General features: G+C 71.1%; 12 protein-coding genes. 11 read left to right on the top strand and 1 reads right to left on the bottom strand.

Going from position 1 to position 13,361, the window contains the following annotated elements:
- Positions 1–139 precede the first annotated feature (139 nt).
- The 8 genes from uca (at position 140) to ACZ6SD_RS16285 (ending at position 10,769) form a co-directional block, all read left to right on the top strand.
- A complete protein-coding gene (gene uca, locus ACZ6SD_RS16320) occupies positions 140–3,700 on the top strand; it encodes an urea carboxylase (protein ID WP_465317747.1) in 3,561 nt (1,186 codons plus the stop codon).
- On the top strand, positions 3,697–5,388 hold the full coding sequence (gene atzF / locus ACZ6SD_RS16315; protein WP_465317746.1) for an allophanate hydrolase: 1,692 nt from the start codon (positions 3,697–3,699) through the stop codon (positions 5,386–5,388). Before uca ends, atzF begins: the two co-directional genes overlap by 4 nt.
- A 34-nt stretch (positions 5,389–5,422) precedes the next feature.
- Entirely contained in the window at positions 5,423–6,676 is a 1,254-nt protein-coding gene (gene urtA / locus ACZ6SD_RS16310) for an urea ABC transporter substrate-binding protein (protein WP_465317745.1), read from the top strand.
- Positions 6,677–6,742: 66 nt separating this feature from the next.
- On the top strand, positions 6,743–7,627 hold the full coding sequence (gene urtB, locus ACZ6SD_RS16305) for an urea ABC transporter permease subunit UrtB (RefSeq protein WP_465317744.1): 885 nt from the start codon (positions 6,743–6,745) through the stop codon (positions 7,625–7,627).
- Complete coding sequence (gene urtC, locus ACZ6SD_RS16300) at positions 7,624–8,658, top strand: urea ABC transporter permease subunit UrtC (RefSeq protein ID WP_465317743.1); 1,035 nt, start codon at positions 7,624–7,626, stop codon at positions 8,656–8,658. The genes urtB and urtC overlap by 4 nt, the downstream gene beginning before the upstream one ends.
- Positions 8,655–9,389: an urea ABC transporter ATP-binding protein UrtD gene (gene urtD, locus ACZ6SD_RS16295; protein WP_465317742.1), complete on the top strand. Its 735-nt coding sequence runs from the start codon at positions 8,655–8,657 to the stop codon at positions 9,387–9,389. Before urtC ends, urtD begins: the two co-directional genes overlap by 4 nt.
- Positions 9,389–10,081, top strand: coding sequence for an urea ABC transporter ATP-binding subunit UrtE (gene urtE, locus ACZ6SD_RS16290; protein WP_465317789.1), 693 nt, complete (start codon positions 9,389–9,391; stop codon positions 10,079–10,081). Before urtD ends, urtE begins: the two co-directional genes overlap by 1 nt.
- A 10-nt stretch (positions 10,082–10,091) precedes the next feature.
- On the top strand, positions 10,092–10,769 hold the full coding sequence (locus ACZ6SD_RS16285) for a GntR family transcriptional regulator (RefSeq protein ID WP_465317741.1): 678 nt from the start codon (positions 10,092–10,094) through the stop codon (positions 10,767–10,769).
- On the opposite strand, the gene ACZ6SD_RS16280 is transcribed toward ACZ6SD_RS16285, so the two are convergent.
- Positions 10,757–11,530 carry a type VII secretion system-associated protein gene (locus ACZ6SD_RS16280; protein WP_465317740.1) on the bottom strand — a complete coding sequence of 258 codons (774 nt, stop codon included), beginning with the start codon at positions 11,528–11,530 and terminating at the stop codon, positions 10,757–10,759. The two genes, ACZ6SD_RS16285 and ACZ6SD_RS16280, sit on opposite strands and share 13 nt — an antisense overlap.
- A gap of 516 nt (positions 11,531–12,046) precedes the next feature.
- On the opposite strand from ACZ6SD_RS16280, the gene ACZ6SD_RS16275 reads away from it, so the two are divergent.
- From ACZ6SD_RS16275 to ACZ6SD_RS16265, 3 genes are all read left to right on the top strand, one after another.
- Positions 12,047–12,409, top strand: a complete 363-nt coding sequence (locus ACZ6SD_RS16275) for a hypothetical protein (protein ID WP_465317739.1) — start codon at positions 12,047–12,049, stop codon at positions 12,407–12,409.
- A 9-nt stretch (positions 12,410–12,418) separates the two neighbouring features.
- Complete coding sequence (locus ACZ6SD_RS16270) at positions 12,419–12,553, top strand: hypothetical protein (RefSeq protein ID WP_465317738.1); 135 nt, start codon at positions 12,419–12,421, stop codon at positions 12,551–12,553.
- A 289-nt stretch (positions 12,554–12,842) separates the two neighbouring features.
- A complete protein-coding gene (locus ACZ6SD_RS16265; protein WP_465317737.1) occupies positions 12,843–13,346 on the top strand; it encodes a helix-turn-helix domain-containing protein in 504 nt (167 codons plus the stop codon).
- The last annotated feature ends 15 nt before the right edge of the window (positions 13,347–13,361 follow it).

Below are 13,361 nucleotides of genomic sequence, written 5' to 3'. Positions count from 1 at the left end.
CCGCTGACCTCGTAACCGGGGGACATGTGATCGACATGTTCTGACGGGGAGCCGGAAACACCCCCTTCCTAAGTTGCCGCTTGTGAATACGGCCGCGTCGACAGGGCTGTATACAACTTCGTGGCCGTGGAGGTAGGGCGTGTTCGACACCGTGCTCGTCGCCAACCGGGGTGAGATCGCCTGCCGGATCATTCGGTCAGCCAAGGCCATGGGGCTGCGGACGGTCGCGGTCTACTCCGACGCCGACGCGGGAACCCCGCACACGGCCCTCGCCGATGAGGCCGTCCACATTGGACCGACAGCGCCCGCGGAGAGCTACCTCGACATCGCGAAGATCCTCGCGGCGGCCAAGTCGTCCGGGACGGGGGCGATCCACCCCGGCTACGGCTTCCTCTCCGAGAGCGCCGAGTTCGCCCGCGCGGTCGCCGCCGCCGGGCTGGTCTTCGTCGGACCCACCCCTGAGCAGCTGGAACTGTTCGGCGACAAGCACACCGCCCGCGCGGCGGCGCATTCCGCCGGGGTGCCGATGCTGGCGGGCAGCGGACTGCTCGACACCGACGACGACGCCGCGCGCGCCGCGGCCGAGATCGGGTACCCGGTCATGCTCAAGGCCACCTCGGGCGGCGGCGGCATCGGTTTGCAGCCGTGCGCGGACGAAGCCGCGCTGCGGGCCGCGTATGAGCGGGTGCGCAGGCTGGCCGCGGCGAACTTCGGGTCGGCCGGGGTGTTCGTGGAGCGGTTCGTGCCGAGGGCTCGACACGTGGAGGTCCAAGTGTTCGGCGACGGCGCGGGCGCGGTCGTCAGCCTGGGCGACCGGGACTGCACGGTGCAGCGCCGCAACCAGAAGGTGCTGGAGGAAGCGCCCGCGTTCGGGCTGCCGGACCCGATTCGCCAACTGGTGCACAGAACCGCGCGGGAGTTGTGCCGGTCCGTCGACTATCGCGGCGCGGGCACGGTCGAGTTCGTCTACGACGTCGACCGCGACGAGGTCTCGTTTCTCGAAGTCAACACGCGGTTGCAGGTCGAGCACCCGGTCACCGAGGAGATCGCCGGGGTCGACCTGGTGGCCTGGATGCTGCGCCTCGCCCGCGGTGAGGACGTGCTCGCGGGCGTCGACCTCGACGGCCCACTGCTGGTCGGGCACGCGATCGAGGCGCGGATCTACGCCGAGGACCCCGTGCGCGACTTCCAGCCCAGCGCGGGCCTGGTGACCCGCGCCGAGTTCCCCGACGACGTGCGGGTCGACGGCTGGGTGGAGACCGGCCAGACCGTGTCCACCGCCTACGATCCCCTGCTGGCCAAGGTGATCGCCTACGGCATCGACCGCGCCGACGCGATCACCCGGCTCGGCCGGGCGCTCGCCGCGACCCGGATCGACGGCGTGCAGACGAATCTGGGGCTGCTGCGGGAAATCTGCCGCTCCGAGCGCTTCCTCAAGGCCGCTCACGTCACCGCGGACGCCTACGCCGACACCGAACCCCGGGTGGACGTGCTGCGCGGCGGCACCTCGACCACCGTGCAGGACTGGCCGGGCCGGGTCGGGTACTGGCAGGTGGGCGTCCCGCCGAGCGGCCCGATGGATGACCGGTCGTTTCGCGCGGGCAACGCGGCTCTGGGCAATCCGGAAGGTGCCCCCGGCTTAGAGTCCACTTTGGAGGGTCCGGCGCTGCGGTTCAGTGCCCGCGCCGTGATCTGCGTGACCGGTGCGCCCGCCGCGGTCACGGTGAACGGCGCGCCGGTGCCGCAGTGGGAGCCGGTGGCGGTGCCCGCGGGCGGGGTGGTGGACATCGCCGCGCCGCCGGGACCGGGAATGCGCACCTACCTGCTGGTGCGGGGCGGTTTCGACGTGCCGCGCTACCTCGGCAGCGCGGCCACGTTCACCGCGGGCGGGTTCGGCGGCCACGGCGGCCGGGCGCTGCGCGCGGGCGACGTCCTGCGCCCCGGCCCCGACCGGGCCGAATGCGAGCCGCGCCGGATCGCCGAGCGCCCGGAGTTCCACACCTCCTGGGAGATCGAGGTCTCCGAGGGCCCGCACGCCGCGCCCGACTTCCTCACCCGCGAGGGCCTGGCCCGGTTCTACGACACCGAGTGGACCGTGCACACCCAGTCCGCCCGCAACGGCGTGCGACTCAATGGCCCTAAGCAGCTCTGGGCCCGCCCGGACGGCGGCGACGCGGGCCTGCACCCGTCGAACGTGCACGACACGGCCTACTCCATCGGCGCGGTCAACGTTTCCGGCGACACCCCGGTCCTGCTCGGCCCGGACGGCCCGAGCCTGGGCGGCTTCGTCTGCCCGGTCACCGTCGTCTCGGGCGCGCGCTGGAAGATCGGGCAGCTTCGCCCCGGCGACACCGTGCGGTTCCGGCCCGTCCCGGAGGCCACGGCCGCCGCGCTGCACCGCTTTCCGGCTCCCGCCCGCCCGCTGGCGATCGGCGCGGACGGCGACGACGGCGTGCTCGCCCGCCGCGACGGCGACCCGCCGGTGACGTATCGGCGCGGCGGACACGACAACATCCTGGTCGAGTACGGCCCGATGGTCCTCGATCTCGGCCTTCGCCTGCGGGTGCACGCGCTGATGACCGCCGTCGAAGAGTTGGCGCCGCGCGGGATCGTGGACATCACCCCGGGTGTGCGCTCGCTGCACCTGCACACCGACCCGGACGTGCTGCCGCTGCGCACCCTGCTCGCGCTCCTGCTGGAGGCGGAGGAATCGCTGCCCGCGACCGCGCGGCTGTCCGTGCCCAGCCGGACTGTCCACCTGCCGCTGTCGTTCGACGACCCGTCGATCCACGAGGCGATCAGCCGGTACGCCACCGGAGTGCGCGGCGACGCGCCGTGGAACCCCGACAACATCGAGTTCATCCGCCGGATCAATGGTTTGTCCACTGTGGACGAGGTGCGCGACATCGTGTTCGCCGCGTCGTACCTCGTGCTCGGCTTGGGCGATGTCTACCTCGGCGCGCCCGCGGCGACCCCGCTCGACCCGCGCCACCGGCTGGTCACCACCAAGTACAACCCGGCCCGCACCTGGACCCCGGAGGGCGGCGTCGGCATCGGCGGGGCGTACCTGTGCGTCTACGGCATGGAAAGCCCCGGCGGCTACCAGCTCATCGGCCGCACCGTGCCGATCTGGTCCGGCCTGCGCCAGTACGGCCCGTTCGAGCAGGGCGTGCCGTGGCTGCTGCGGTTCTTCGACCGGATCAGCTTCTATCCCGTCGGCGCGGACGACCTGCTCGACGTGCGAGCCGACCTCAAGGCCGGACGCACCAGCTTGTCCATTGAAGACGGTGAGTTCACCCTGGCCGACCACGAGCGGTTCCTCGCCGAGCACGCCGGGGAGATCGCCGCGTTCAAAGCCACGCAGAGCGCCGCGTTCGAGGCGGAGCGCCAGGCGTGGCAGGCGGCGGGGGAGTTCGACCCGCGGCCGGAGCCCGAACCCCTGCCCGCCACCGAGATCAGCGTCCCGCCGGGCGGCAGCCTGGTCGAGGCGCCGCTGAGCGCGAGCGTGTGGCGGATCGACGCGCGCCCGGGTGACGCGGTCGTCGCGGGCCAGGCCCTGATGCGGCTGGAGGCCATGAAACTCGAAGTCGTGGTGCGCGCCCCGGTCGACGGGGTGGTCGCCGACATCCTTGTCGCGCCCGGGCAGCACCTCACCGCCGGACACGCCCTCGTCGTCATCGCAGAGCGGAAGGCGGCATGAACCCCGTCGCCGCCCGCGTCCGCGCGGCCTACGCCCGGATCGCCGAGGTCGACCGGCCCGAGGTGTGGATCACCCTGCGCGCCGAGGAAGACCTGCTCACCGAGGCCAAGGCGCTCGACCTGCGCCTGCGGGCGGGCGAGCCGCTTCCGTTGGCTGGCTTGCTGGTCGCGGTGAAGGACAACGTCGACGTGGCCGGACTTCCCACCACGGCGGGGTGTCCGGCGTTCGCCTACCACCCGGACACGACCGCGCCCGCCGTCGCCCGGCTGGTCGAGGCGGGCGCCTTGGTGCTGGGCAAGACGAATCTCGACCAGTTCGCCACCGGCCTGGTCGGCACTCGCAGCCCGTACGGCGCGGTCCGCAACGCCCACGACCCGCTGAAGGTCTCCGGCGGGTCGAGTTCCGGCTCGGCGGTCGCCGTGGCGCTGGGCATCGCGGACCTGGGCGTGGGCACCGACACCGCGGGCTCGGGCCGGGTTCCCGCCGCGTTCAACGGAATCGTCGGCGTGAAGGCGACACTCGGCCTGATCCCCACCACCGGGGTCGTGCCCGCCTGCCGTTCCTATGACGCTGTCACGGTTTTCGCCGCCACCCTGCCTCTCGCGCGGACCGCGACCGCCGTCATGACCGGCCCCGACCCGGCCGATCCGCGCGGCCGCGGCTGGCCCGCCGACGTGCGGCTCTCGGCCGGACCGGCCCCGGTCGTCGCCGTCCCGCGCACGCGGGACCTCGCGGCCCTGTCCGCTGACGCCCGCCGCGCCTTCGCCGAAACCGTGGCCCGGCTCACGGCCGCTGGCGTGATCACCAGGACGGCGGACGTCAGCGACCTGCTCGACGCGGCGACCCTGCTCTACGACGGCACTCTCGTCGCCGAGCGGCACGCCGCGGTCGGCGCGTTCGTGGACGCGCACCCCGACGACGTCGACCCGGTCGTCGGCGCGATCATCAGCGCCGCCGCCGCCCCGTCCGCCCGCGACCACGTGGCCGACCTCGAACGCCTCGACCACCACCGGGCCACCGCCGCGCGCACGCTCGACGGGGCCGCCGCGCTGCTGCTGCCCACCGCCCCGCGGCACCCGACGCTCGCCGAGGTCGCCGCCGACCCGGTCGGGGTGAACCGGAGCCTGGGCGCCTACACCAACTTCGTCAACCTGCTCGACTTCGCCGCCATCGCCGTCCCTGGCGGCGTCGCGGACGGCGGGCCGTTCGGGGTCAGCGTCATCACCCGCGCGTTCGACGACCAGATCGCCTTCGACATCGCCGCGCTGCTCACCGGAGAACACCTCGAAACCCCTTACCCCGACACGGGAATCGACGTCGTGGTCTTCGGTGCGCACCTGCGCGGCCAGCCGCTCAACCCGCAGCTCACCGCGCTCGGCGCGCGGTTCCTGGGCGAGGTCAGCACCGCGCCCGAATACCGGATGGTCCTCATCCCCGGCCCTCCGGCCAAGCCCGGCATCGTCCACACCGGACCAGACGACGGCGCCGCGCTCCCCGGCGAACGCTGGGCGCTGTCCCCCGCGGCGCTCGGCCGGTTCCTCGCCGCCCTCCCGGCGCCGATGAGCCTCGGCCGGACCACCCTGTCCGACGGCGGCGCCGCCATCGGATTCCACTGCGACCTGGCCACCGCGCGCTCGTGCGCGGACATCACCGACTACGGCGGCTGGCTCGCCTACCTCGCCCGCTGAAAACCCCCGACCCCCCCCCGTGAAAGGCACCACCGTGAACCACCATCGCATCACCCGCAGACGCCTCGCCGTCGTCCTCTCCGTCGCGGCCCTGGCCGTCTCCGCCTGCGGCAGCCGCACCTCCGACCCGGGCGGCGGTTCCACCGCAGCGTCCTGTGTAGACACTTCCGGCGCGTCGGTCAAGGTCGGCCTGCTCAACTCGTTATCCGGCACCATGGCGATCTCGGAGAAGACCGTCAACGACTCGCTGAACCTCGCCGTCGAGCAGATCAACGCCTCCGGCGGCGTGCTGGGCAAGAAACTCCAGGTCGTCACCGAGGACGGCGCGTCGGAGCCGACCGTGTTCGCCGAGAAGGCGGGCAAGCTGATCAGCTCCGACTGCGTCGCCGCCGTCTTCGGCGGGTGGACCTCGTCCTCGCGCAAGGCGATGCTGCCGGTCTTCGAGGGCGCGAACGCCCTGCTGTTCTACCCGGTCCAGTACGAGGGCCTGGAGTCATCGCCGAACATCTTCTACACCGGGGCGACCACCAACCAGCAGATCGTGCCCGCGCTGGACTACCTCAAGGAGAAGGGCGTCAAGTCCCTGTTCCTGGTCGGCTCGGACTACGTCTTCCCGCGCACCGCGAACAAGATCATCCAGGCGTACGCGAAGGCCAACGGCATCGAGGTCAAGGGCGAGGAGTACGCCCCGCTGGGCCACACTGACTTCTCCACGATCGTCAACAAGCTCAAGGGCTCCGGCGCGAGCGCGGTGTTCAACACCCTCAACGGCGACTCGAACGTGGCGTTCTTCAAGGAGTACCGGAACGCGGGCATGACCGCGGCGACCACCCCGGTCGTGTCGGTGTCCATCGCCGAGGAAGAGGTCAGCGGCGTCGGCGTCGACAACCTGGTCGGGCAGCTGACCGCGTGGAACTACTACCAGACCATCGAAAGCCCGGCCAATAAGGAGTTCGTGGCCGCGTTCAAGGCCAAGTACGGCGCCAACCGGGTCACCTCGGACCCGATGGAAGCCGCCTACACCTCGGTGTTCCTGTGGAAGGCCATGGTCGAGAAAGGACAGTCGTTCGCGCCGAACGACGTCAAGAAGGCCGCTGGCGGAGTCACCTACGCCGCGCCGGAAGGGCCGGTCACCGTCAACGGCGACAACCACCACATCGCCAAGACCGCGCTGATCGGCAAGGTCGGCCCGGACGGGCTGATCCACACGGAGTGGAGCTCGGGGAAGCCGATCGAGCCGGACCCGTTCCTCAAGGGCTACGACTGGGCCAAGGGCCTGTCCAGCTGATGCCAGCGGGCCGTGCCCGGAGCCTCCGGGCACGGCCCGCACCCCACTCGGCGGAAGGAATCCGGCATGGAAGCGTTGTTCGGCCAGCTTTTCGCTGGCCTGTCCCTGGGGTCGGTGCTGCTGCTCGCCGCGCTCGGCCTCGCCCTGACCTTCGGGCAGATGGGCGTCATCAACATGGCGCACGGCGAGTTCATGATGGCGGGCGCCTACACCGCCTTCGTCGTGCAGGGCGTGATCGCCGACGCCGGGATCGCGCTGGTCGTCGCCGTGCCCCTCGGCTTCCTGGTGGGCGGCATCCTCGGCCTCATCCTGGAAATGGCGCTCATCCACCGGATGTACCACCGTCCACTTGACACGCTGCTGGTCACCTGGGGCGTCGCCCTGATCCTGCAACAGGTCGCGCGGGACGTCTTCGGCGCGCCCAACGTCGACGTGCGGGCGCCTGCCTGGCTCTCGGGCAGCGTCGACCTCGGCGTGGCGCAGGTGCCCGCAGCCCGGCTGTTCATCCTCGCGCTGTCGGTCGTCGCGGTCGGCGGCCTGGCCCTAGTGCTCACCAAAACCGCGCTGGGCAGGCGAATCCGCGGCGTCGTGCAGAACCGCGACCTCGCTGAGACCGCGGGCATCTCCACCCGCGACACCGACAAGCTCACCTTCTTCATCGGCTCCGGCCTCGCCGGGATCGCGGGCGTCGCGCTGACCCTGCTCGGCTCCACCGGCCCCACCCTGGGCACCAACTACATCGTCGACGCGTTCCTGGTCGTCGTCGCGGGCGGCATCGGGCAGATCAAGGGCACCGTCATCGCCGCGTTCGGGCTGGGCCTGCTGCAATCGGCGTTCGAGTACTCCACCACCGCCAGCATCGCCAAAGTCGCGGTGTTCGCGGTGATCGTCGTGTTCCTGCAGATCCGCCCGCAGGGCATCTTCAGCATCCGCACCAGGAGCCTCGCATGAGCCTGCTCAAAGGAGAGCGCGCGACGGCCATCGGCTTCGTCGCCATCGCGCTCGCACTGCTCGTGCTCGCGCCCGCGGTGCTCTCGGACTTCCGGCTCTCGCTGCTCGGCCGGTTCGTCTGCTACGCCATCGTCGCCGTCGGCATCGGCCTCGCCTGGGGGCGCGGCGGGATGCTCACCCTGGGGCAAGGCGTGTTCTTCGGCCTCGGCGCGTACGTGATGGCCATGCACCTCAAGCTGGCCGACGCGGGCCAAGACGGGGTGCCGGACTTCATGAAGCTCTACGGCTCCGGAGAAGTGCCGGGCTGGTGGGAGCCGTTCCGCTCGCCGGTGGTCACCCTGGTCGCGATCGTCGCGATCCCCGCGCTGGTCGCGTTCGGCCTCGGCGCGGCGATCTTCCGGCGGCGGGTGCGCGGGGCGTACTTCGCCATCCTGTCGCAGGCGATGGCCGCGGCGTTCGCGGTCCTGCTGATCGGGCAGCAGGCCGCCATCGGCGGCACCAACGGGCTCAACGGGTTCCGCTCCTTCTTCGGCTTCAACCTGTTCGATCCGGTCAACAAGCGGATGCTGTTCTACATCGCGGCAAGCACGCTGCTGGTGATGCTCCTGATCGTCTGGCAGCTCTACCGCTCCCGCTACGGCGAACTCCTGATCGCTGTGCGGGACCAGGAAGAACGCGTGCGCTTCCTCGGCTACGACCCGGCCACCGTCAAGATCGTCGCCTACGTGACCGCGGCGGCCATGGCGGGCATCGCGGGCGCCCTGTTCGTGCCCATTGTCGGCATCATCTCGCCCGCCAGCGTCGGTGTGGTGCCCTCCATTGCGTTCCTCATCGGTGTCGCGATCGGCGGACGGTCCACGTTGTTCGGTCCGGTGCTCGGCGCGATCACCGTGGCCTGGGCGCAAACCACGCTGTCGGAGACCTTCCCGTCGTTCTGGAGCTACTTCCAGGGCGCGCTGTTCGTGCTCGTCGTGGCGTTCCTGCCGCGCGGGCTGTCGACCCTCTTCAGCAGGCGCAGGGAGTCCGCGTGAGCCTCGAACTCAGCGATGTCCGAGTCACCTTCGACGGGTTCGTCGCCGTGGACGGCGTCTCGATGACCGTGCCGCAGGGCGACCTGCGGTTTCTCATCGGCCCCAACGGCGCGGGCAAGACCACCCTGGTCGACGCGATCACCGGCCTGGTCCCGGCCACCGGCTCGGCGACCTTCGCGGGCACCGAGCTGGTGAACCGCAAGGTGCACAAGATCGCCCGGCTCGGGGTCGGCCGCACCTTCCAGACGGCCAGCGTGTTCGAGGAGCTGACCGTGCTGCAGAACCTCGACATAGCGGCAGGGGCACGCCGCGGCCCGCTGACTCTGCTGCGCCGCAGGACTTCCGTGCCGCCCGAGGTCGAAGACGCGCTGGACGTCGTGGGTCTGGGCGAGCTGCGCCACCAGCAGGCGGGCGTGCTCGCGCACGGGCAGAAGCAGTGGCTGGAAATCGGGATGCTGCTCGTGCAGAACGCGCGCGTACTGCTGTTGGACGAACCCGTCGCGGGCATGAGCGCCCAGGAACGCGCCGACACCGGCGAGCTGCTGCGCCGCGTCGGAGCCGACCGCACGGTGGTGGTCGTGGAGCACGACATGGACTTCCTGCGGTCGTTCGCCACCTCGGTTACCGTGCTGCACGCCGGAAAAGTGCTCAGCGAGGGCACTGTGGCCCAGGTGCAGGCGGACCCGAAAGTCCAAGAGGTCTACCTGGGCCGCGCGGAGGTGACGGCGTGATGCTCGAACTCAGCGACATCCACGTCGGCTACGGCAGAACCACCGTTGTGCACGGCGCCACCGTCACGGTCCCCTCGGACGGCGTGGTGGCGATCATGGGCCACAACGGCGCTGGCAAAACCACGCTGCTGCGCGCCGCGGCCGGTCTGCTGCGGCCCACCGCGGGCGCCATCCGCATCGACGGCGAGGACGTGACCCGGCTGCGCCCGCACGAGCGCGTCCGCCGCGGCCTCGCCTACGTTCCCCAGGGCCAGCAGTGCTTTCCGCAGCTCACCGCGGAAGACAACCTGCGCCTGGTCGCCGACACCCGCCGCGACGGGCGGCGGCTTATCGCCGACGCGCTGGACCTGTTCCCCGCCCTGGTCCCGATGCTCGGCCGCCGCGCCGGTCTGCTCTCCGGCGGCCAGCGCCAGCAACTGGCCATCGCCCGCGCCCTGATCACCGAGCCGCGGCTGCTGATCCTCGACGAGCCGACCGAGGGCATCCAGCCCTCCGTCGTCGCCGAGATCGAGGCCACCATCCGCGCGCTCGCGTCAACCGGCGGCCTGTCGGTGCTGTTGGTCGAGCAGCACATAGGCTTCGCGTTGGCCGCGGCCGACCGGTACTACGTGCTGGAAGCAGGCCGTGTCACCGCCGACGGACCGGGCGGAGCCGACGCCATGGACAGCGTCCGCGCCGCGATGGCCATCTGAAGGAACCAGCGTGCCCGAATCCCTGCGCGACCAGGTCTACCTCCGCCTCCGCGACGAGGTCCTGAGCGGCCGGTGGTCGGCGACCGAGCGGTTCACCGAACCCAAACTCGCCCGCCAGCTCGGCGTCTCCCGCACCCCCGTCCGCGAAGCCCTCACCCGGCTCATGGCCGACGGACTCGTCCAGCGCGAGGACTACGGCTACTCGATCGTCGTCCCGGACCTGCCCAAGATCCGCGACCTGTACGAGGTGCGCATCGCCGTTGAGCTGCGCGGCATCGCCCGCGCCATCGAGAACCCGTCCGTGCGGCACTCGGCCGCGGCGCTGGAAACCGAACTGGAGCACTGGTACGCCCTGCGCGCGCGACCGCCCGCCCCCGGCCCGGAGTTCGTGCTGGAAGACGAGCGCTTCCACGCGACACTCCTGGCCGCGTCGGGGAACCCGGAGCTGGTGGAGGCCCTGGTCGCGGTGAACCGCCGCATCCGCTACGTGCGGATGTACGACTTCATCATCGAGGGCCGCATCGAGACCTCCATCGCCGAGCACATCGAGATCATGGAACGCGTCCACACCGGCGAGCTGGACAAGGCTCTGCGCCTGCTGCACGAGCACATCGGCGCGTCCCTGGAGATCGTGGTGGAACGCGCCGCCCGCGCCCTCGCCGCCCGGCACAGCACTCAGCTGGGCTGAGCCGCCGCCCGCAGCGCGTCCGCCGGGAGCTGGATGTGCAGGTCAGGGGCGCCGTGCAGGAGCAGGTCGACCGGCTCGCCGAGCTGCTCGGCCAGCGCGGCCACCTCGGCCCCGGTCAACCGCTGCCAGTGCGGCGGCCAGTCCCGCGGCGTCGCGCTCTCCGCGACGAACGCGTCCACGATCCGGCGGTCCGCGCCATCCCTGGGCGCCAGGTGCTCGCGCTCCGGGCGGGCCGGGTCGGCGGGCAGCACCAGCTCGGCGGCGAGCGCGGCCAGCCGGACCTCGTCCAGGTCCGCCTGCCCGAGCTGCGCGCGCTGCATGACCGCCTCCAGTTCCGACCGAGGCGCGGGCCAGCCCAGCGCCAACGGCGACGGGCGGTAGTCCGGGTTCGCCTCGAACAGCTCCACAATGGACCCCGTCGAGTCGACCGGGTAGCGGCCGACGACCCCGCTGGGCGGCACGTCCGGCCCGGCGTGCGCCGGGTCGACCACCTCGACCCAGCCGCCCGCCCGCGACCGCGCCAGCTCCCGCAACTCATCCGACACCGACGGCGGAGGCAGGGCCAAGTAGCGCGGGTTCGGCACGTACTCGTCGGTGATCTCCCCGTAGATGTCCACTCGGTAGCGGCCCATGACCTCGTTGGACTGGAGAGTCCCGTCCTGATCCAGGTCGAAGGCGACGGGCAGCCAGCTGTTGGGCATCATCCTGGCCTGCTCACGCATGGCCTCGGTCACGGGCGGCTTCTGAAACGGGGCGGTCATCGGCGTCCCACACTCCTCGGACTGATCTTCGTGAGTACCTGGCAGGGTACGAGAGCAAGTCGGCGCGGATGCACCGGCGGGTCGGTGGGGCCGTCGTCGGTCCCTGCTCACCGCGGACTGGCCAGGTCAGCTCATGGGATGATCGCCCGCATTTCGCGCCGTTCGTGGCGGTTTTCCACTTCTGGGGATGGGAATCCGTACGGGGGATGCGGAAGCTTGCCTGGGTGGCTGGACAGGAAACAGGATTCCGCCTACCGGGGACTTGCTGAGAACCCGCCTGGACGCTAACGAGTGAATTCGCTAACCGGCTGTAGTCGCTTCCTTCGGCCTGATGGCCAGGTGCCGTTTACCGCTGATCTTCGCCGTTCGTCGTGTACCCGCCCGTAGGGAGAAAGCCGCGGGGAAGGGTTCAGCATGATGTGTGCCAAGGCGGCAAGGTTTGTGCGGCTCCCCGTGGCGTCGGGGAGCCGCACTGGCGCCTGTGGATTCCGTTTCCTGAGAGGAGCACAAGCTCAGATGAAGGTACAAGCATCCGCTGGTGAGAATCCAGAGGATGGGGAGACCAATCGGGTGATTCCGGACGCCCCGGACAATGACACTCCGGACGACACTCTGGACAACGACGCCCTGGACAACGTTGTCTCGTTGGAGGACCTGCTGACCCGCGAGGTGGATGCCAAGCCGGACACGGAGTGGCTGGCCTGGGTCCGCGAGGTCGTCCGCGGGGGATGGGGGCCGACGCTGCGCGCGCTGGTCCTGTTCGCCGCGTTCGTGACCGTGGTCTTCGTCAGCGGCGCCCTTCCGGCGGTGTGCACGACTGTTGCGCTCGTGTTCGGCGACGTCATCGTCCGGCGCGTCCGGATCCCGGTTTCCCCGTAACACCCCCGCTTGAGCGGGCACGAGGGCGGCGGGCTGCTGGAATCTCCAGCGGCCCGCCGCCCTCGGCGTGTGTCCGTGCCCCGGCTCGCCGACCTGTCCGTCCAGGACGCCGACCGGCCCACTGGCCCGTCGTGCCCGGCTTGAGCGCGGCGGCCATCCACTTCGCCGACGACGTCGGCCCGCGCCGGTGCGCATTCCCGGCGCCAAGCGCCTCCGTGTCGTAGTCCACCGGAGCGCGTTCCTTCACATCCCAGATTCGCCGATCGCTGTGCGGGCGTGCGTGGGCGACCGCGCCGCCGCGGGGCGGTGCGGCAGCGGATTCCGGTCACCCAGGGCACGCTCACACCGCCTACATTACGACAACAATCAGCAACAAACAAGCAAGCGCGTTTCGGCGTCGTCATGCGGCCTGACGTGCGAGATCATTCGTCGCATGACGGGGCGGAAAGGTGATTCCGAGACAGAGTGGCCGCTGGGCCCGTGGCTCAGGGACGCGCGCAAGGCGCTGCGGCTGTCGCAGAAGCAGGCCGCTGCCAAGGCCAGGTTCTCCCGGACGTCGTGGCAGCACCTGGAAAACGGTGGCCGCTCCGACGGCAGGCCGGTGCGTCCCAAGTCGACGACGGTGATCAGCGCGGCCCTCGCGGTCAGCGCGAACCCGCACGTCGCCCTGGAGCTGGCGGGCCTGGACCCCTCGGCCTACGAGCCCGCCCGCGCGGGCCGCCCAGCCGGTTCGGTGGACGAGGCCCGCGACCTGCTGCTCCTGCTCAACGAGCCCCAACTCGTCGCGGTCACCGAAATGCTCCGCGCCTTCATCGACCCACGCCCCCTCCCCACCTCGTCCCCCACCATCGCCGAGCGCTACCGCCGAGGCGCCACCCTGAGCGAGCCGGAGCAACAGGAGCCCGACAGCTCGGACACCGACACCGACTCGGAGTAGGCACACCGGCGGCCA

Source organism: Actinokineospora sp. NPDC051303, assembly GCF_055586285.1.
The sequence above is the reverse complement of the archived record's forward strand: the minus strand, read 5'-3'. Positions and strand labels throughout refer to the sequence as shown.